Source organism: Sphingomonas sp., from assembly GCF_051962185.1.
In the GTDB taxonomy this organism is placed as follows: Bacteria; Pseudomonadota; Alphaproteobacteria; order Sphingomonadales; family Sphingomonadaceae; genus Sphingomonas.
The window spans coordinates 1-19,020 of sequence record NZ_JBQCCN010000129.1; the positions used below are offsets into that span (position 1 = coordinate 1).

Below are 19,020 nucleotides of genomic sequence, written 5' to 3' on the forward strand. Positions count from 1 at the left end.
AAGGCCGCTGGACTACGTCGCTTGCTTGCGCGTAGCTTCGGCTACGCGACTGCGCTGCGCTCCTTGCCAGCGGCCTTCGCCGGGCGATCACAGCCCTGCCCCGACCGGACTTGGAACCTCACCACCCCCGAACACGGAGTCGTCACACCATGAAGGCCAACACCATCCTGGAAACGATCGGCAACACGCCGCACATCCGCATCCAGCGGCTGTTCCCCGGTAACGAGGTGTGGATCAAATCGGAGCGCGCCAATCCCGGCGGCTCGATCAAGGACCGCATCGCGCTCAGCATGGTCGAGGCGGCCGAGCGCGACGGCAAGCTCAAGCCGGGCGGCACGATCATAGAGCCGACCAGCGGCAATACCGGCGTCGGTCTCGCTATGGTCGCCGCGGTCAAGGGCTACAAGATCATCCTGGTCATGCCCGAATCGATGTCGCTCGAGCGCCGTCGGGTGATGCTGGCCTATGGCGCGCAATTCGACCTGACACCGCGCGAAAAGGGCATGAAGGGCGCGATCGAGCGCGCGTTGGAACTGATCGAACAGACGCCCAATTCCTGGATGCCGCAGCAGTTCGAAAATCCTGCGAACATCGACGTGCATGTTCGGACGACAGCAGAGGAAATCCTGCGTGACTTCGCCGATTCGCCGATCGACGTACTGATCAGCGGGGTCGGCACCGGCGGGCATATCACCGGCGTCGGCGAGGTGCTGAAAAAGCATTGGCCCGACATCAAGGTCTATGCGGTCGAGCCCGAGGCGTCGCCGGTCATCTCCGGCGGCCAGCCGGGCCCGCACCCGATCCAGGGCCTCGCCGCCGGCTTCATTCCCGCCAACCTGCATACCCAGGTCCTCGACGGGGTGATCAAGGTCGGCAACGAGGAATCGAAGGAAATGGCCCGCCGCTCAGCGCGCGAAGAGGGCATGCTCGTCGGGATCAGCTCGGGCGCGACGCTCGCCGCGATCCAGCAGAAGCTCGCCGATTTGCCCGCCGGCAGCCGGGTACTCGGCTTCAATTACGATACCGGCGAGCGCTATCTGTCGGTCCCCGATTTCCTGCCCGAAAGCTGATCCGCGCGACGTGCCGACCCGCGCGACGGGTCGGCGCCGTCCCGCTGTACGGGAACAAATCCGGCCTCCGGGGTTTTGGCGAGCGACGCTTTGCGCTAAGGGCCTGCGCCCGCGCAACCGCGTGCGGTGCGTGCGCGCCCTCCCTCACCAGGTAATGACTTGACCGAGCCGACGACCAAGACCCCTTCGCTTGCGCTGCGCCTGATGTTGGGCGCGGTGGCGATCCTGCTGGTCGTCCTTCCGGCTGCGATCGTCACGCTGATGCCGCCGGTCCGTCCGGTGCCCAAGGGCGTAGTCATCGTGCCGCGCCGCGTCGTGCCGCGCACCGAACTGCCGCCGGTCGAGCCGGTCGAATTCCAGTCGGTCGACCCCAATGCCGCGCGCGCGTTCAACGCCACTGTCCCCTTCTCGACCTTGCCCAATCCCGCGGCGCGTCCGTTCGTCTTCTCGGGCTCCACCGACGCCCGACTGCGCGCGATCGACTGCCTGGCAGCCGCCGAGCTCTACGAAGCGGGCGACGATGCCGAAGGCGAGCGGGCGGTGGCGCAAGTGGTGCTCAACCGCGTCCGGCATCCCGCTTTTCCCAAATCGGTGTGCGGCGTGGTGTTCCAGGGGTCGGACCGCAACACCGGCTGTCAGTTCACCTTCGCCTGCGACGGCGCGATGAGTCGTTGGCATCCGAGCCCGGTCGCCTGGAAGCGCGCCCGCGACCTGGCGATCGCCGCGCTCAACGGCTCGGTCTTCGCCAAGGTCGGCTATGCCACCCATTACCATACGGATTGGGTCGTGCCGTACTGGAGCTCGAGCCTCGACAAGATCGCCGCGGTCGAGACCCATCTGTTCTTCCGCTGGACCGGTTGGTGGGGCACGCCGGCGGCGTTCGTGAAACGCGTGTCGGGCGTCGTACCCAACATCGCGATGCTGGCCGGCCTGTCGAGCGCGCATACGGGGGCGGTCGATCTCGCCAGTGTCGCCCCGGCCGAGATCGAAAGCGCGCCGACCGCGGGCGAAGCCGGCGGATCACCGCTGTCGATCGATCCCAACAGTTTCCTCGTCACGCTCGACGCCCGTGCCGGCGCCGATACCTTTCCCGCCGTCGCGATGAAGGCGTGCGGCGCGCGCGACTATTGCAAGCTGATGGCGTGGACCGACAAGAAGCACACGCCGGCCAGCCTGCCGCTCGGCCAGGCGCAGATCGCGACCATGTCGTTCAGCTATCTGCGCGACAAGGCGCACGGCTATGAAAAGGCATTGTGGAATTGCGGCCAGTTCAAGCGCGCGTCCAAGGGCGAGTGCATGAAGCTCCAGGTGCTGGGCGTGCCGCAGCCGACCACACCGCTCCCCGGCACACGCCCCCTCACCCCGCCCATGTCGACAGGCAAGCCCGGTGCCGCGCCGTCGACGATGACCTTCTCGGTAAAGCCGACGGCAGCGGCCGCGCCCGATGGGTTGAGCGGCGTGCGGCGAAAGGCTGCCGAGGGAACGCAGCCAAAGCCGGCCGCTACGCCCGTGCCGCGGGCGACCGCGTCGCTTCCCGATCGCCCCTAGGATCGACCGCCTCGCCTTGTTTACCTTGTCATCGCCGACCCGATAACCTCCTTGCACAGCCGATCAGCCGGTGCGCCGCCAGTCAGACGTGCCGGAACATGCGCTCCTTCCCGAGATTTTCGTCATGAGAATGATGTTACACGCCGTCGGCAACGTTATTCCGATTGGACGGAGAAAGCGGCGTGGCGGCGGCGGCCGTTCGGCGAGGGGAGTTGTGTAGCTTATGTCGGGACCCCAATTGAATGCATGATCGCACGTCGAGCGCTGGGTCCGCCCGCTTCGTAGCGCCGCCTTTCGACAATCCTCTTTTTCGCGTCGCGAGCTGGCCCGGTGTCGGCGGTCTGGCGCGGCGCGGTACCGATCAATGGTGGGTCCGGGCGGTCCTGCTGCTGATTGTCGCCCTGGCGAGCCGCGCGCCCTTGTTCGGCAATCCGGTGATCCAGGTCGACGAACAATTCTATCTCTTCACCGGCGATCACATGCTCCACGGCGCCTGGCCGTTTATCGGCATATGGGATCGCAAACCGGTCGGACTGTTCGTCCTCTATGCGGGACTGCGGGCGCTCGGAGGCACGGGTATCCTCAGCTACCAGATCGCGGAGATGCTGTCGGTCGCGGCGACGGCATTCGTCATCGAACGCATGGCGCGGATCATCGCACCGCCATCGGGGGCGCTGTTCGCCGGTATCCTCTACATCCTTTGCCTGCCGATCATGGGTGGCATCGGCGGCCAAGCTCCCGTGTTCTACAATTTACCGATGGCCGCAGCAGCGCTGATCATGTTGCGGCTGGTCGCGGCGGACAGGGAAGATGCCGCCCGCCGCCTGCGCGGACAGGGCGCGCTCGCGATGCTGCTAGTCGGCATCGCCATTCAGATCAAATACAGCGCGGTCTTCGAAGGGTTCTTCTTCGGTGTCGTCCTCATGGCCCTGTCGCTAAGGCGGCGATCTTCGGTGTTCGTCGCCCTTGCCGAAAGCGCCTTGTGGGCATCGATCGCGTTGCTGCCGACCGCCGTCGCCTTTGCCGCCTATTGCCTTGCCGGCCACGGCCAGGATTTTCTCTTTGCCAATTTCTGGTCGATCTTCCTCCGTTCCGGGGATCCTGTCGACCAGACGCTCGGCCGCTTCTGGGGAATGGTCGCCTTCACTGCGCCCTTGATCGTCGCCGGCTGCCTGGCACCGTTCGCCAACAGGGATACCGAGGGACGGTCGGCACTGTATTTCTCCCTCAGTTGGGCGGCATGCGCCTGCGCCGCCGTCATCGCCTTCGGCAGCTATTTCGATCATTACGCGCTGCCGCTCTACGCGCCGCTCTGCCTCGTCGCCGCGCCCCTGCTCGGATTACGCCGCGTCGGACCGCGAGTCGGGGTCGTACTGATCGTCGCCGCCCTGATCGCGGGGACGCTCAACGTGTGGCGCGACGTCAGGAAGCGTGGTGACTGGGCCACGGTCGCGCCGATGGTGGCGATGATCGGCCAGCACCCCAAGGGCTGCGTCTATATCTTCGACGGCGACCCGATCATCTATCATCTCACGCAATCGTGCCTGCTGACGCGCTGGCCCTTCCCGCCGCACCTCGCCAATCGCCGAGAGACCAACGCCTTGGGCGTCAACGCCGTCGCCGAGACTCGCCGGATCATGGAGCAGCGCCCGAGCTGGGTAATCACCACACGCGGGCCCGATAGCGGACTCACCAACCGCGCCGACGCCGCGATCGTCGACCGGGCACTCGGCAATCACTACGCTTTGGTGATGGAAATCCCGATCGGCCCGCGCGTGCGCCAGCTCTACCGGCTCGAGCCGGAGCAGCTGGCGCAGCGTTAACGGCGACGATCAGGCGGTTGCGAACATCTCCGCTGGCAATGCCATCAGCGCTTCCGCCCCACCCTCGATCTTGCGGCGGAGCGCGCCCGCGTCGGGCATGATTCGCTCGGCATAATAACGCGCGGTGATCAGCTTGGCGTCGAGGAACGCCGCGTCGCCCTCGCCCGCCGCCTTCAGCCTGGCCGCGGCGACCGCCATGCGCAGCCACATCAGGCCGACCGCGACGATGCCCATCAGGTGCATGTAGCTGTGCGCGCCGGCCCCGACATTGTTGGGGTTGGTCATGCCGTTCTGCAGGAACCACATGGTCGCCGCCTGGAGCTCGCCATTGGCCTTTTCGAGGCGCGCGGCGAAATCGGCGGTGGCGGGATCGTTCTTGGCCGCGGCGACCTCATCGCCGACCACCTTGAACAAGGCTTGCACCGCGCGCCCGCCATTGGCGGCGAGCTTGCGCCCGACCAGGTCCATCGCCTGGACGCCATTGGTGCCTTCGTAGATCATCGAGATGCGGGCATCGCGGACATATTGCTCCATCCCCCATTCGCGAATGTAGCCGTGCCCGCCATAGACCTGCTGCGCGTTGGTCGCGATGTCGTAACCCTTGTCGGTGCCATAGCCCTTTATCACCGGGGTCAGCAGTCCGACGAGATCAGCGGCGAGTTGCTTCTCCTCCTCACTCGCCGCGGCATGTTCGAGATCGACCTGGAGCGCGCCCCACAGGCAAAGCGCGCGCAGACCTTCGGTCAATGCCTTGGCATCCATCAGCATGCGCCGCACGTCGGGGTGGACGAACAAGGTGTCGGCCTTTTCATTGGGATCGGCCGGCCCGGTCAGCGCGCGGCCCTGGCGGCGATCATGGGCATATTGCACCGCGTTCTGGTACGCCGTCTCGCCGATCGCCAGCCCCTGAAGCCCGACCCCGAGCCGCGCCGCGTTCATCATGATGAACATCGCCGCGAGGCCCTTCATCTCCTCGCCGACCAGCCAGCCTTTGGCGCCATCGTAATTCATGACGCAGGTCGAATTGCCATGGATGCCCATCTTGTGCTCGATCGACCCGCACGACACCGCGTTGCGCTCGCCGAGCGAGCCGTCGGCATTGACCAGGATCTTGGGCACCACGAACAGCGAGATGCCCTTCGAGCTGTCGGGCGCGCCCGGGGTCTTCGCCAGCACGAGGTGGATGATGTTGCTCGTCAGGTCGTGCTCGCCGGCCGAGATGAAGATCTTGGTCCCCGTGATCGCATAGGAGCCGTCGGCCTGCGGCTCGGCCTTGGTGCGGATCAGGCCGAGATCGGTGCCGCATTGCGGCTCGGTCAGGTTCATAGTGCCGCCCCATTCGCCCGACACCAGCTTGGGCACGTACAATTGCTGCTGTTCGGGGCTTCCCTTGACCAGCAAGGCCGCGATCGCCCCATGAGTGAGCCCCGGATACATGGCGAACGCCATGTTCGAGGAGATCATGAACTCCTGGAACGCAGTCGAGACGACATGCGGCATTTCCTGTCCGCCGAACGCGGCCGGAGCGGACAGAGTCCCCCAGCCCGATTCTACGAACCGCGCATATGCCTCCTTGAAGCCCCTGGGCGTCGTCACACTGCCGTCGTCGTGCCGCGTGCAACCTTCGAGATCGCCCGACTGATTGAGTGGGAACAACACCTCGGCGACGAACCGCCCGCCTTCCTCGAGCACCGCGTCGACCGTTTCCGGCGTCGCGTTCTCGAACCCGGGCAGGTTAGCGTAACGGTCGATCCCCAGCACGTGATCGAGCACGAAGCGCGTGTCGCGCACCGGCGGCGTGTATTGCGGCATGGTCAGTCCTTTTGATGGTCGGCGCGCGCGCCCGCTTCGAGGAGCGCGATGAAATCGTTGAGCTCGGTCAGCGCGGCGTCGATGTCGCGCTTCTGGTTGTGGAGCAGGTCGACGCGTTCCTTGCAGCGATCGATCGTCCGCTGGCGCTGCGTGCGCCGCCCGTCGCCGACATCGTAGAGATCGATCAGCTCGCGAATCTCGGTCAGCGAGAAGCCGACGCGCTTGCCGCGCAGAATCCAGGCGAGCCGCGCGCGATCGCGGTGCGAATAGATGCGCTGCGTGCCGCGTCGCTCGGGCGAGATCAGTCCTTCATCCTCGTAGAACCGCAGCGCGCGCGCGGTGACGCCGAATTCCGCCGACAGGTCGGAGATGGTGAAACTGTGCCGGTCGTGGAGCGGCTCGATGGCGGCATAGGACGGTACCCAGGGCATGGCCGCTTTTTTACTCCCGCTTGACGTTAACGTCAAAGGGGATGCGCGATCATTTGTCGGGTGCGCAGAGCAGCCGGCCTTTGCCGTCGCGCAATGCCCCCGCCTCGGACGGCGAATCGCTCATCCGCTCGGCGCTAAGCCCGGCGAGCTAGGCGCGGGGCGAACAGGCTTTCTGGCAGGCATCGGGCAGCCGCCCGGGGACGACGATGCGGTCGCCCTCGAATTCCGCGTCGAACGAGCAGCCTGGGGCGCTGGCGAGATCGACGTGCAGCGTCTCGCCGGCGCGCGTCGCTTCCCCCTGCCCGCTGCAATAATAGGTGTCGCCGTAATCGACATAGAGGCCGATGTGGAACGCCCGCGCGCTCGGCACCACGCAAATGCGGTCGCGATCGCGCTGGTAGAGGCCGGTCGGGTCGGTATTGGCGGGATCGTCGATGATGCCGGCTTCGATCGCGGCGGCTTCGAGGCCGGTGGGCGTGGCGGTGGCTTGGGGAACCGGCTGGCTGCCGTGACAGGCCATCAATGTCAGCAGAGCGGTCAGCGCCCCGACCGTGCGCGCGGATACGCCTCCCCGGCGAAGGCCCGGGCCCAGGATCGGCGCCTTTGGTTGGAGAGGACCTAGCGCCGCATCGGACGTCACGAAACTGGGCCCCGGCCTTCGCCGGGGAGGCGTAAACAGCGGAGAGCCGGCGTTCCGCGCCACTTCAGCCAATCCGTTCCAGCCTGTCCTTCGTCACGCGGCGATAGAAGCACGATCGCTCCCCCGTGTGACACGCCGGCCCCGCCGGATCGACGATCAGCCACACCGCGTCCTGATCACAATCGATCCTGACGTCGCGCACGCGCATCACATTCCCCGAGGTCGCGCCCTTGCGCCACAATTCGCCGCGGCTGCGCGACCAGAAGGTGGCCTCGCCACTCTCCAACGTCGCCGTCAGCGCGTCCGCATTCATGTGCGCGAGCATCAGCACCTCGCCCGTCGCGCCATCGGTGACCACCGCGGTGATCAGCCCGTCGGCACCCCATTTCGGATCGAGCTTGAGCCCGGTTTCGCGCGAGTCGGTCATGCTCCTTCCCCTAGCCCGCCGACGCGTCGAGACAAAATGCGCACAATCCGTGTGACAAAAGCGCGACAAACCGGACAGGCGTCACTATATGGCCGAGCGCCACAGCAGCCCGGACCCCATGCTGACCACGAATCCCTTTGACGACGACAAGCTCCGCGAGGAGTGCGGTATCTTCGGCGTGTCCGACGCCGACGGCGCGGCGGCGCTGGTGGCGCTGGGCCTCCATGCGCTCCAGCATCGCGGCCAGGAAGCCGCCGGCATCACCAGTTGGGACGGCCAGCATTTCCACAGCCACCGTGCGATGGGCCATGTCGCGGGCAATTTCGACAAGGACGAGATCATGGCCGGGCTGCGCGGGCAGACCGCGTGCGGCCATGTCCGTTACTCGACCACCGGCGAAACCTCGCTCCGCAACGTCCAGCCGCTTTATGCCGAGCTCGCCACCGGCGGCTTCGCGGTCGCGCATAACGGCAATATCTCGAACGCTTTCCGGCTGCGCAACGACCTCGTCCAGCGCGGCGCGATCTTCCAGTCGACCAGCGATACGGAAGTCATCATCCACCTCGTCGCGACCAGCTCGTATCGCGATCCGCTCGACAAGTTCATCGACGCCTTGCGCCGGGTCGAGGGCGCTTATTCGCTGATCGTGCTGACCCCGACCGGCATGATGGCATGTCGCGACCCGCTCGGCATTCGCCCGCTGGTCATGGGCAAACTGGGCGAATCGATCATCTTCGCCTCGGAAACCGTCGCGCTCGACGTGGTCGGCGCCGAATTCGTCCGCTCGGTCGAGCCGGGCGAGCTGATCATCGTCGAGGACGGCAAGCTGCGCTCGCTGCGGCCGTTCGGTCAGGCCGCGCCGCGCCCCTGCATCTTCGAATGGGTCTATTTCTCGCGTCCCGACTCGATCGCCGGCGACCAGTCCGTCTATTCGGTCCGCAAAGCGATCGGCGCGCAGCTCGCGCTCGAGGCGCCGGTCGAGGCCGACCTCGTCATCCCGGTGCCCGATTCGGGCGTGCCCGCGGCGATCGGCTATGCCCAGCAATCGGGCATCCCGTTCGAGCTCGGCATCATCCGCTCGCATTATGTCGGCCGCACCTTCATCCAGCCGGGCGCCGAAGTCCGCCGCCTTGGCGTGAAGCTCAAGCACAATGCCAATCGCGCGCTGATCAAGGACAAGTCGATCGTGCTGATCGACGATTCGATCGTCCGCGGCACCACCAGCCTGAAGATCGTCGAGATGATGCGCGAGGCGGGCGCCCGTGAAGTGCATATGCGCATCGCGTCGCCGCCGACCACGCATTCGTGCTTCTACGGCGTCGACACGCCCGAGCGCGAGAAGCTCCTCGCATCGCGCTTCTCGGTCGAGGGGATGACCGACTTCATCCATGCCGACAGCCTCGCGTTCGTCTCGATCGACGGGCTCTACAAGGCGCTCGGCGAAGCCGGCCGCGATGGTCCGGCGCCCAAATATTGCGACGCCTGCTTCACCGGCGATTATCCGACGGTGCTGACCGATTACAGCGACGCACATCTGGACGAGCAGCTCGCCCTCCACCCCGAAGCCGCGGAATAAACGGGATCAAATGACCAAGCGATTCGAAGGACAGCTCGCGCTCGTGACCGGCGCGAGCCGGGGGATCGGCGCCGCCACCGCCAGGGCGCTCGCCGCGGAAGGCGCGCATGTCGTGCTGACCGCGCGCACCGCCGGCGCGCTGGAGGAAGTCGAGGAAGCGATCCACGCCGCCGGCGGTACCGCGACGATCGCGCCGCTCGACCTGATCGAGAGCGACAGCATCGCCCGGCTGGCCGGCGCGGTTGCCGAGCGCTGGGGCGCGCTCGACATCCTCGTGCTCAACGCCGCGACGCTCGGCTCGCTGTCGGCCGTGCAGGCGATCGACTCCAAGGAATTCGCCAAGGTGCTGACGCTCAACGTCAGCGCGCAACAGGCGCTGCTCGCCGCGTTCGATCCGGCCCTGCGCAAATCGAAGCGCGCGCGGGTGGTTGCGATCACGTCCAAGGTCGGCCGCCAGCCACGCGCCTTCTGGGGCGCATACGGCGCGTCCAAGGCGGCGTTCGAGACTTTGGTCCAGGCCTATGGCGAGGAAGTCGAGGGGATCAGCAACGTCCGCGTGGCCGTGCTCGATCCCGGCGCGACCCGAACGGAGATGCGCGCCCGGGCGTATCCCGGGGAGGACCCGGCGAGCGTAAAGCCGCCCGAGGCGGTTGCGGAAAAGATCGTCGAGCTGGTCGCGAGCGACTTCGCGTCGGGGCATGTCGAACAGGTCGGCTGAGAGACTGGGTATTTACCCCCCCCCGCGCGCACCTCCCTACAACCGTCACCCCGGCCTTGTGCCGGGGTCTGCCGGGCGGCAGACTATGCCGGTGCAAGTTGAGCGGACCCCTTGCGTCTATCTTATGGCGAAGGCGTACCACAGCACCCTCCACACCGGCGTTTCCTCAAACCTGGTTGGACGCGTCATCCAACATCGTGAGGGCACGTTCGACGGCTCCACCAAACGATACGGTATCCATCGGCTGGTCTGATACGCGACAGGCGAAACGATGGAGGCGGTCATCAAGCGCGAGAAGCAGATCAAGCGCTGGCCGCGCGAGTATAAATACAATTTGATCGAAGAGCTTAACCCGATGTGGAATGACCTTGCGGTGGGGTTTGGCCTTCCTCCTCTTCGGCCATGACTTGCGGCACGGCAGACCCCGGCACAAGGCCGGGGTGACGGTGGAGGTGTGGCTGCCCCAGTCCCAGCCTTACTTGTCCGCCGCCGCCTCGACTTTCCCCCAGAACGCCGCGCGCGCCACCGACAGTTTCTCCCCCGTCGCCGCCGGCCACGATCCCGACATCACCACGACCAGCTTCTTCGCCGGGTCGACCATGATGCTCTGCCCGAAGATGCCGATCGCGGCGAAGCGGCCTCCGGGCACCGTCCACCATTGATAGCCATAGCCGAACCCGCCCTCGTCCTTGGGCAGCGGCACCTGGTTGGTGGTGGCATGCGCGAACCAGTCGTCGGGCACCACGCCCTTGCCGCCCGACAGCGCGAACAAGCCCATCCGCGCGTAATCGCGCAGCGATACCGAGAGGCAGCAGCCGCTGACCTCGCTGCCCGCGGCATTGGTCATCCAGAACGCGTCGCGCTCCATGCCCCAGGGCTTCCACACCTTCTCGGTCAGATAGTCGGCGAGGGTCTTCTTCGTCGCGCGCTCGACCAACACGCCGATCAGATTGGTCTCGCCGGTCTTGTAGACCCACTTCGTCCCCGGCGCGCTCTCGCGCGGCAGCCTCTTCATGTACCAGACCGTCGGGTCCTGCCCCGCCGGCACGTCGTCGGAGAACATCCGCGCGACGTCGGACTTGGGATCGGTATAATCCTCGTTCCACTTCACGCCCGAGGTCATGGTCAGCAACTGGCGCACCGTCACGCCGTCATAGCCGCCGCCGGCGAGGTCGGGGATGTAGCGCGTCACCGGATCGTCGATCGACTTGATGTAGCCGTCGCGGATCGCCGCGCCGACCAGGGTCGAGGTGAACGACTTGGCGACCGAGAAACTGGTCCAGCGCCCTTCCGGGCCATAGCCAAGGCCATAGCGTTCGAGCCGGACCTTGCCGTCCTGGACGACGATCAGCCCGGCGACGTTGAGGTCAGCCATCGCGGCCTTGACGTCGGCTTCGGCGATCGGAAGCGGCTTGCCGGCGGGCAGCGGGCGGACTTTGCCACCGGCCTTGACGACATGGCCGGGGAAGATCTTCTCCATCTCGCGGAAATTCTGGTCGCGCTGTGCCTGGCTCCAGAACAGCACCTCGGCGCCGACCTGGCGCAATTTGGCGGCATTGTCGGGCGTGACCGTGACCGATTGCGCCGATGCCACGCCCGCCAACACGAGCGCGGCGGCCAGACCTATCCCCTTCATCACCCCTCCTTGACGAGCGTCACCTGCGCCACTTCGATCCCGCCCCCGCGGAATCCGCCTTCGCAATACATCAGATAGAATCGCCACAAGCCGATGAAATGCTTGTCGAACCTCTCCGGCAACTTGCCTGCCGCGACGACCGCGTCGAACGCTTCGCGCCAGCGCTTCAGCGTCTCGGCATAATCGAGCCGGAAGGCATGACGATCGCGCCACGCCAGCCCGACCTTTTCGGCGAGGTCCTGGAAGCGACTTTCCGACAGCAGCATGCCGCCGGGGAAGATGTAGCGCTGGATGAAGTCGACGTTGCGGGCATAGCCTTCGAACATCGTGTCATCGATCGCGATATACTGGATCGCCGCGCGGCCGCCGGCCTTGAGCGCGCGGGCGATCGCGGCGAGATAGTCGGGCCAATATTCCTCGCCCACCGCCTCGACCATCTCGATGCTGGCGACGCCGTCATAGGTGCCCGCAACGTCGCGATAGTCGACCAGCTCGATGTCAACTCCGTCGAGCCCCTGTCGCGCCATCCGCGCTTCGGCATAGGCCTTCTGTTCGGTCGACAGGGTGATGCCATGGACGCCGACACCAGCCTTGGCCGCGGTCTCGGCGAACGAGCCCCAGCCGCAGCCGATCTCCAGGATGCGATCGCCCGGCCGCGTCGCGGTGCGGTCGAGAATCGCCTCGAGCTTGGTTCGCTGCGCGTCGTCGAGATGCTCGTCCGGGCGATGGAAGATGGCGCTCGAATAGGTCATCGTCGGGTCGAGCCACAATTCGTAGAACTCGTTCCCCAGATCGTAATGCTCGTGAATGTTGCGGCGCGCGCCGGCCCGATCGTTGCGATGCGCCTTGTGCCACAGCCGGCGCAACAGCCGCGACAGGCCGTGCGCGCGACCGGTGCCGGCAAGGCTGTGGCGATTGAGCGAGAAGACCTCGAACAGCGCCACCGGGTCGGGACTTTCCCATTCGTTCGCGGCCCAGGCCTCGTACCAGCCCGACGACCCTCCGGTCGCCAGCCGCCACAAGGCACGCCAACTCCTGAGGATGACGATCGCTTCCGGCCCGGGACCGCGGCCGCCGAGCCGGATCGGCGCATCGCGGTCGGGCAACGAAACGGTAATCGCGCCCTGATCGAGGCTTTTGTCGATGCGCGCCAACAGCGGCCGCCCGATCAAGGCGAGCGGTCCTCCGCGGCTGCGCTGCCCCCGGTCAGTCCTCGGCGCATCCATGGGTCGTCTCAAAGCACGTCATGCACGGTTCGCCAAGCGATTCGGGCAGATTATCGTACCTTTTTGCCTGCCGCCAAAGCACGTTCGCGTGCCTCACGGTGCCCGATCAGCTTGGCCGGATAGGCGTTCGGCCGGCACCCGGCTTCCTCCGGGTCGTGGATCGCCGGATCGGGAACGGCGGTGAGTTCGGGCACCCACTGGCGGATATAGTCGCCGGCGTCGAACTTCTCCGACTGCACCAGCGGCGCCATGATCCGGCCCCACATATTGGCGTCGATCCCGGTGCCGGCGACCCATTGCCAATTGACGCTATTGTTGCCGTAGTCGGCATCGACCAACGTGTCCCAGAACCAGCGCTCGCCCTCACGCCAGTCGATCAGCAAATGCTTGATCAGGAACGACGCGGCGATCATCCGCACGCGATTGTGCATCCAGCCGGTCGCCCAGAGCTGGCGCATCCCGGCATCGACGATCGGATAGCCCGTCTCGCCGCGCTGCCACGCGCGCAAATCGTCCCGCGCCGCCTTGCCCGAGCGCCAGGGCAGATCATCGAACCGTTCGCGTCCGTTCTTCGCGCCATAGTCCGGCAATTGCAGGATCACGTTCGCGGCGTAATCGCGCCAGCCGAGCTCGCTCAGGAAAACGCCGACCGAGTCGCCCTTCCCAGCCAGCCGACGCCAGACGTAGCCGGGCGACACCTCGCCGAAATGGAGGTGCGGCGAGAGGCGCGAACTGCCCTCGACGGACGGCAGGTTGCGGCGCTCGTCATAATCCACGACCTCGTCGACGAAATCGTCGACCCGTTCATGGGCGCCGATTTCGCCCGGTGTCCATTCCCCGGCGAACGCCTTTGCCCAATCGGGCTTGGTGGGGAGCAGGTTCCAATCGGCCAGCATGTCGCTCTTCGGCCAGGATGCGGGTGCCGGGATGTCGCGCGGCCGGTCGAGCGGATGAGCGGGCGGCACGACGTCGCGCAGCGCCCGCCAGAACGGGGTGTAGATTTTGTAAGGATCGCCGCTCCCGCTGGCGATCGAGCCCGGCGGAGCGAGGTAATTGCCGTCGTGGCACTCGAGATCGAGTAGCTTGCCCACCGCGCGTTCGGCGTTGCGCCACCATGGTTCGTAATGCCGGACCGCATGGACCACACCCGCACCGACCTCCTCGGCGACCTTGGCGAGTTCCTCGTCGCATTTGCCGCGCCGCAGGATCAGCCGCGATCCCTTCTCCCGCAGCGCCTTGTCGAGCGCGTCGAGACTGTGATGCAACCACCAGCGTGAGGCGGCGCCCATTCGGCGATGCTTCGGCGTTTCGTCGTCGAGGACATAGACGGGCACGACGGGCCCCTCATGCGCCGCCGCCGTCAACGCCTGCTGATCGCCGAGGCGCAGATCCTGACGAAACCAGAGAAGGGTCGGGGCGGTCACGTTGCTGGGTTTCGGAAGAAGACTCGCACAAAGACGCTAAGGCACGAAGATGGTTTCACCGCTGAGGCGCAAAGTAGTTGTTGGCGATCCTACGCACGCCTTCTTTAAAGGTTGCGGCGCCGAAATTCATCAGCAGGCCGAGCGGCAAATCCATCAGCCGGAGATAGGTGATTACCTGCTTCGCATGGACCGGGGCATGGCTTTCGGTCGATTTCAGCTCGATCAGCAATTGTCGCTCGACAACCAAATCGACACGAAATCCCTCGTCTAGAACGAGTCCCTCGTAACGGATTGGCACAATCTTCTGCCGTTCGACATCCAAGCCTCGCGAAGCGAGGCTTTGAAAGAGACAAGCCTCATAGACGGACTCGAGCAACCCAGGTCCGAGCGCCTCGTGCAACTTGAACCCGCAATCGACGGCAATTCGCGCCAGTTCTTCAAGATCGCCCGACAAAGACCCTGCCTCTTCGTGGCTTCGTGTCTTTGTGCGATCTACAGAAAATCACTCGGGCCGCGGCTGCTTGTCGACCTGCCACGTCTGACCCTGGCTCAGCAGTTTCTGCAGGTTGGCAGTCTTGCCTTCGCTCGCCTGGCGGTTCTGGGTGATGACGGCGCTGTCGAAGGTCGGGGCGGGATCGTTGTAGAGTACGCCCAAGGCCATCGGAAACGGCCCGAACTGCATCTCGACCAGCATATGCGCGAGGCCACGGTTGGTCTGGTCATGGACCGCGACGTGCGCGCCTTGCCAGTCGCCGTCGACCACGTCGACGACCTTGAGCACCAGCCGCTCGGTGTCCATCGCTAGGCCCTTGGTGCCGTTCGCGAACAGCAGGGGCTGGCCGTGCTCGACCCATAATTGATGGCCGGGCGCATTGGCCTTGTCGGTGAAGGCCGCAAACACGTCGTCATTATAGACGATGCAATTCTGGAAGATCTCGACGAACGCCGCGCCCTGATGCGCATAGGCCGCCTTGAACACCGACGGCAGGTTCTTGTGCACGTCGATACCGCGCGCGACGAACCGCGCGCCCGACCCCAACGCGAAGGCGCAAGGCCGCGCCGGGCGGTCGACCGAGCCGAACGGAGTCGAGGGGCTGCGCGTGCCGACGCGGCTGGTCGGCGAATATTGCCCCTTGGTCAGGCCGTAAATCTCGTTGTTGAACAACAGGACCTGGCAATTGAGGTTGCGCCGCAACAGATGCATCGTGTGGTTGCCGCCGATCGACAGCGCGTCGCCGTCGCCGGTGATGATCCACACGTCGAGTTCCGGATTGGCGAGCTTGACCCCCGTCGCGATCGCCGGCGCGCGGCCGTGGATCGTGTGGAAACCATAGGTCTCCATATAATAGGGAAAGCGCGACGAGCAGCCGATGCCGCTGACGAACACCGTGTTCTCGGGCCGCGCGCCGATTTCCGGCATGGTCCGCTGCACCGCCTTGAGCACGGCATAATCGCCGCAGCCCGGGCACCAGCGCACTTCCTGGTCGCTTTCCCAATCCTTGGGCAGCGACTTTTGCGGTGGAGTCATGTCGTTCATGGGCGAGTCCTTCAGCGCGACTGCGGCGACAGCGCGCCTGGCTTGGTGTGGCCATCGTCATGGCCGGCAACCGGATTGGGCAATTGCGTGCGATCGGCCGGCACGTCGCCACCCGATCCGCCGGCGAGGATCGCATCGATCGCGGCTTCGATCTCGGCGATACGGAAGGGCTGACCCGAAACCTTGTTGAGCGGCCTGGCGTCGACCAGATACTGGTCGCGCAGCACCGTCTTGAGCTGGCCAGTGTTCATTTCCGGTACGAGGATCTTTTCGTAACCCTTGAGCAGATCGCCCAGATTGGCCGGCATCGGCCAGATGTGGCGCAAGTGGATATGGCTGACGTCGAGGCCGCGGCCTCGCGCCCGCTTCACCGCCTGATGGATCGGGCCGAAGGTCGAGCCCCAGCCGATCACCGCCAGCTTGCCGCCGGGATTGCCGATCTCGATCGCCTGGTCGGGGATCTTGATGCCGTCGACCTTCGCCTTGCGGGTGTTGGTCATTTCCTGGTGGTTGGCGGGGGCGTAATCGATATTGCCGGTGCCCTGCTTCTTCTCGATGCCGCCGATGCGGTGGAGCAGGCCCGGCGTGCCCGGCTTGACCCACGGCCGCGCCAGCTTTTCGTCGCGACCATAAGGCAGGAAGCCGCTTTCCGGCGCGGTCTCGAGGAACTCGACCGGGAACGGCTCATAGGCGCTGACGTCGGGCACTTTCCACGGCTCGGCGGCATTGGCGATGTAGCCGTCCGTCAACAGCATGACGGGCGTCATATATTGCGTGGCGATCCGGCACGCCTCGATCGCCACCTCGAACGCGTCGGCCGGCGAGCGGGCGGCGATGACCGGCATCGGCGCGTCGCCGTTACGGCCATAGACCGCTTGGTAGAGGTCCGATTGCTCGGTCTTGGTCGGCAGGCCCGTCGACGGCCCGCCGCGCTGCGAATTGACGATGACCAGGGGCAATTCGGTCATGATCGCGAGACCGATCGCCTCGCCCTTGAGCGCGATGCCCGGCCCCGACGACGAGGTGATGCCGAGCTGGCCGGCGTAAGAGGCGCCGATCGCACTGGCGACCGCGGCGATCTCGTCTTCCGCCTGGAACGTCGTGACGCCGAATTCCTTCAGCCGCGACAAATGATGCAGGATCGCCGAGGCCGGCGTAATCGGATAGCCGCCGAAGAACATCGGCAGATTGGCGAGCTGTGCGCCGGCGACGAGGCCCATCGAGATCGCCTCCGCCCCGGTGACGGTGCGGTAGAGGCCCGGTTCAGCGGGCGCGGCGGGCACGTAATGCTGCTTGAGCGGCCCCGACAGCTCGGCGGTCTCGCCATAGGCATGCCCGGCATTGAGCGCGGCGATATTGGCCTCGGCGAGATTGGGATCCTTGGCGAACTTGGCCTTGAGCCAGTCGATCAGCGGCTGGCGGTCGCGATCGAACATCCAGAGCGCGAGCCCCAGCGTCCACATGTTCTTGCAGCGCAACGCTTCCTTGTTGCCCAGCCCGAACGGCTTGACCGCCTCTACCGTCAACGCCGAGATGTCGAACGCCAGCACTTGCCACTTCGCCAGGCTGCCGTCGTCGATCGGGTTGGCGTCGTATTTGGCCTTGGCGAGGTTGCGCTCGGTGAATTCGCCGGTGTCGGCGATGACCAGGCCGCCGGTCTTCAATTCCTGGACGTTGGTCTTGAGCGCCGCCGGGTTCATCGCGACGAGCACGTCATAGGCGTCGCCCGCGGTCTCGATCGAGTCCGACCCGAAATTGATCTGGAAGGCGGAGACGCCGAACAGCGTGCCCTGCGGCGCACGGATCTCGGCGGGGAAATCGGGGAAGGTCGACAAATCGTTGCCGGCGAGCGCGGTAGACAGCGTGAACTGTCCCCCGGTCAACTGCATGCCGTCGCCGGAATCTCCAGCAAAACGGACGACGATCGATTCTGCGGGTGGGTGGGCCGACGCCTCTGCGGGCGTCACTTCGTGGACGGCGGTCGCCATGTCAGCACAATATCCTGCGGTCGTGTTCGGGGGTCTCTTATGCGCCGGGCCCCTGGCGGCCAAGGTAGTTACATTACATCCCCGTGAAAACCGTTCTTTGCCATACCGGCGAAACGAAATGTCCCGACGACAACGGATATGATCGACCGCCGACGTTCGTCCCAGCCCCAACCCGTCATCCCGGCCTCGTGCCGGGATCCGCCGGGCAACAAGCCTCACGAATGGCGAAGGCAAGTCGAACTCGGTCGGTCAGTCCAGCCACGGCGAACGACATGACTTGAGGCGCGGCAGACCCCGGCACAAGGCCGGGGTGACGTTGTAATGCTGGGCTGGCGAGAACCCGAAAAAGACGCCAACTCCGTATCAGCCGCGCGAAAATGCTTCCCCCAGCGTCAGGATCGCCGTGACATGCCGCCGCGCGATCGCCAGCACGTCTTCTCCATAACCTCCGCCGACCGTACTCGCGAGCGGCAGTCCGCGCTCGATCGCCAGCCGCGCTACGAGGCGCTCGCGCTGCACCAACCCCTCTTCGGTCAAGGCGAGTCGGCCCAGGCGATCACCGCCGAACGGGTCGACCCCCGCCTGGTAGAGCAGGAGATCAGGCCGCTCGGCATCGAGCATCGGCGCCAGGGTCGCTTCCAACGTTTCGAGATAGGCTTGGTCGCCCAAACCGTCCGCGAGCGGCACGTCGAGCGTCGAGCGCGCCTTGCGCACGGGGAAATTCTTCTCGGCATGGATCGAATAGGTCGCGATGTCGGGATGACCGGCGGTCAGCGCGGCGGTGCCGTCGCCCTGATGCACGTCGCAATCGACCACCAGCACGCGCAGCCCGTCCGCCGCCAGCCGGATCGCGGCGATGGCGAGGTCGTTGAACACGCAATAACCCGCGCCGGTATCTGCGAGCGCATGATGGCTACCGCCCGCGCTGTTGGCAGCGAAGCCGCGGTCGAGCGCAAGCAGCGCGGCGAGATACGTGCCGCCAGGTACGACCTGCGCGCGCCAGGCGACGGTCGGGTTGACCGAAAAGCCGATTCGCCGCTCCTTCTCGCGCGGCACCCGCGCTTCGATCACTTCGGCGACATAATCGGGATCGTGCGCCGCCTCGATCCGGTGCCGCGGCATCGCCTCGGGTTCGAACCAGGCGATGCGATCGCCTTCGGCGCG

Annotated in this window: 17 protein-coding genes; 6 read left to right on the plus strand and 11 right to left on the minus strand. The window is 65.8% G+C overall.

All coding sequences use genetic code 11. The annotated features are described in order from the left end of the window. Positions 1 to 149: 149 nt before the first annotated feature. From cysK to ACTHJR_RS07355, 3 genes are all read left to right on the plus strand, one after another. A complete protein-coding gene (cysK, locus tag ACTHJR_RS07345; protein WP_440522470.1) occupies positions 150 to 1,070 on the plus strand; it encodes a cysteine synthase A in 921 nt (306 codons plus the stop codon). 159 nt (positions 1,071 to 1,229) lie between these two features. Beyond that, on the plus strand, positions 1,230 to 2,618 hold the full coding sequence (locus ACTHJR_RS07350; RefSeq protein WP_440522471.1) for a cell wall hydrolase: 1,389 nt from the start codon (positions 1,230 to 1,232) through the stop codon (positions 2,616 to 2,618). Positions 2,619 to 2,860: 242 nt separating this feature from the next. Continuing rightward, positions 2,861 to 4,441 (plus strand): ArnT family glycosyltransferase, encoded by a 1,581-nt coding sequence (locus tag ACTHJR_RS07355; RefSeq protein ID WP_440522472.1) that lies wholly within the window; start codon positions 2,861 to 2,863, stop codon positions 4,439 to 4,441. A gap of 9 nt (positions 4,442 to 4,450) precedes the next feature. Here the strand turns inward: ACTHJR_RS07355 and ACTHJR_RS07360 are convergent, their stop codons facing one another. From ACTHJR_RS07360 to hisI, 4 genes are all read right to left on the minus strand, one after another. Next, the gene (locus tag ACTHJR_RS07360; RefSeq protein WP_440522473.1) at positions 4,451 to 6,253 is read right to left on the minus strand and encodes an acyl-CoA dehydrogenase C-terminal domain-containing protein; all 1,803 of its coding nucleotides are present in this window, start codon (positions 6,251 to 6,253) and stop codon (positions 4,451 to 4,453) included. Positions 6,254 to 6,255: 2 nt separating this feature from the next. Then, positions 6,256 to 6,684 (minus strand): MerR family transcriptional regulator, encoded by a 429-nt coding sequence (locus ACTHJR_RS07365; RefSeq protein ID WP_440522474.1) that lies wholly within the window; start codon positions 6,682 to 6,684, stop codon positions 6,256 to 6,258. A gap of 148 nt (positions 6,685 to 6,832) precedes the next feature. After that, a complete protein-coding gene (locus tag ACTHJR_RS07370) occupies positions 6,833 to 7,324 on the minus strand; it encodes a hypothetical protein (RefSeq protein WP_440522475.1) in 492 nt (163 codons plus the stop codon). 64 nt (positions 7,325 to 7,388) lie between these two features. Further along, positions 7,389 to 7,751: a phosphoribosyl-AMP cyclohydrolase gene (gene hisI / locus ACTHJR_RS07375; protein WP_440522476.1), complete on the minus strand. Its 363-nt coding sequence runs from the start codon at positions 7,749 to 7,751 to the stop codon at positions 7,389 to 7,391. Positions 7,752 to 7,869: 118 nt separating this feature from the next. Here hisI and purF point away from each other — a divergent pair, with 118 nt between their 5' ends. The 3 genes from purF (at position 7,870) to ACTHJR_RS07390 (ending at position 10,451) form a co-directional block, all read left to right on the plus strand. Beyond that, the gene (purF, locus tag ACTHJR_RS07380) at positions 7,870 to 9,327 is read left to right on the plus strand and encodes an amidophosphoribosyltransferase (RefSeq protein WP_440522477.1); all 1,458 of its coding nucleotides are present in this window, start codon (positions 7,870 to 7,872) and stop codon (positions 9,325 to 9,327) included. Between the two features lie 10 nt (positions 9,328 to 9,337). Continuing rightward, a complete protein-coding gene (locus ACTHJR_RS07385; RefSeq protein WP_440522478.1) occupies positions 9,338 to 10,045 on the plus strand; it encodes an SDR family NAD(P)-dependent oxidoreductase in 708 nt (235 codons plus the stop codon). Between the two features lie 271 nt (positions 10,046 to 10,316). Beyond that, the gene (locus ACTHJR_RS07390) at positions 10,317 to 10,451 is read left to right on the plus strand and encodes a hypothetical protein (protein ID WP_440522479.1); all 135 of its coding nucleotides are present in this window, start codon (positions 10,317 to 10,319) and stop codon (positions 10,449 to 10,451) included. A 69-nt stretch (positions 10,452 to 10,520) separates the two neighbouring features. On the opposite strand, the gene ACTHJR_RS07395 is transcribed toward ACTHJR_RS07390, so the two are convergent. The 7 genes from ACTHJR_RS07395 to ACTHJR_RS07425 all read right to left on the minus strand — a co-directional run. Further along, positions 10,521 to 11,681 (minus strand): serine hydrolase domain-containing protein, encoded by a 1,161-nt coding sequence (locus ACTHJR_RS07395; RefSeq protein WP_440522480.1) that lies wholly within the window; start codon positions 11,679 to 11,681, stop codon positions 10,521 to 10,523. Then, the gene (locus tag ACTHJR_RS07400; RefSeq protein ID WP_440522481.1) at positions 11,681 to 12,907 is read right to left on the minus strand and encodes a class I SAM-dependent methyltransferase; all 1,227 of its coding nucleotides are present in this window, start codon (positions 12,905 to 12,907) and stop codon (positions 11,681 to 11,683) included. Before ACTHJR_RS07400 ends, ACTHJR_RS07395 begins: the two co-directional genes overlap by 1 nt. A 50-nt stretch (positions 12,908 to 12,957) precedes the next feature. Beyond that, positions 12,958 to 14,331: a cryptochrome/photolyase family protein gene (locus tag ACTHJR_RS07405; protein ID WP_440522482.1), complete on the minus strand. Its 1,374-nt coding sequence runs from the start codon at positions 14,329 to 14,331 to the stop codon at positions 12,958 to 12,960. Between the two features lie 55 nt (positions 14,332 to 14,386). Then, positions 14,387 to 14,785, minus strand: coding sequence for a GxxExxY protein (locus ACTHJR_RS07410; RefSeq protein WP_440522483.1), 399 nt, complete (start codon positions 14,783 to 14,785; stop codon positions 14,387 to 14,389). Positions 14,786 to 14,833: 48 nt separating this feature from the next. Next, positions 14,834 to 15,868: a 2-oxoacid:ferredoxin oxidoreductase subunit beta gene (locus ACTHJR_RS07415; RefSeq protein WP_440522484.1), complete on the minus strand. Its 1,035-nt coding sequence runs from the start codon at positions 15,866 to 15,868 to the stop codon at positions 14,834 to 14,836. 11 nt (positions 15,869 to 15,879) lie between these two features. Continuing rightward, complete coding sequence (locus ACTHJR_RS07420) at positions 15,880 to 17,856, minus strand: 2-oxoacid:acceptor oxidoreductase subunit alpha (RefSeq protein WP_440522485.1); 1,977 nt, start codon at positions 17,854 to 17,856, stop codon at positions 15,880 to 15,882. 363 nt (positions 17,857 to 18,219) lie between these two features. After that, positions 18,220 to 19,020: histone deacetylase family protein (locus tag ACTHJR_RS07425; RefSeq protein WP_440522486.1), on the minus strand; the 801-nt coding region annotated here is incomplete at its 5' end.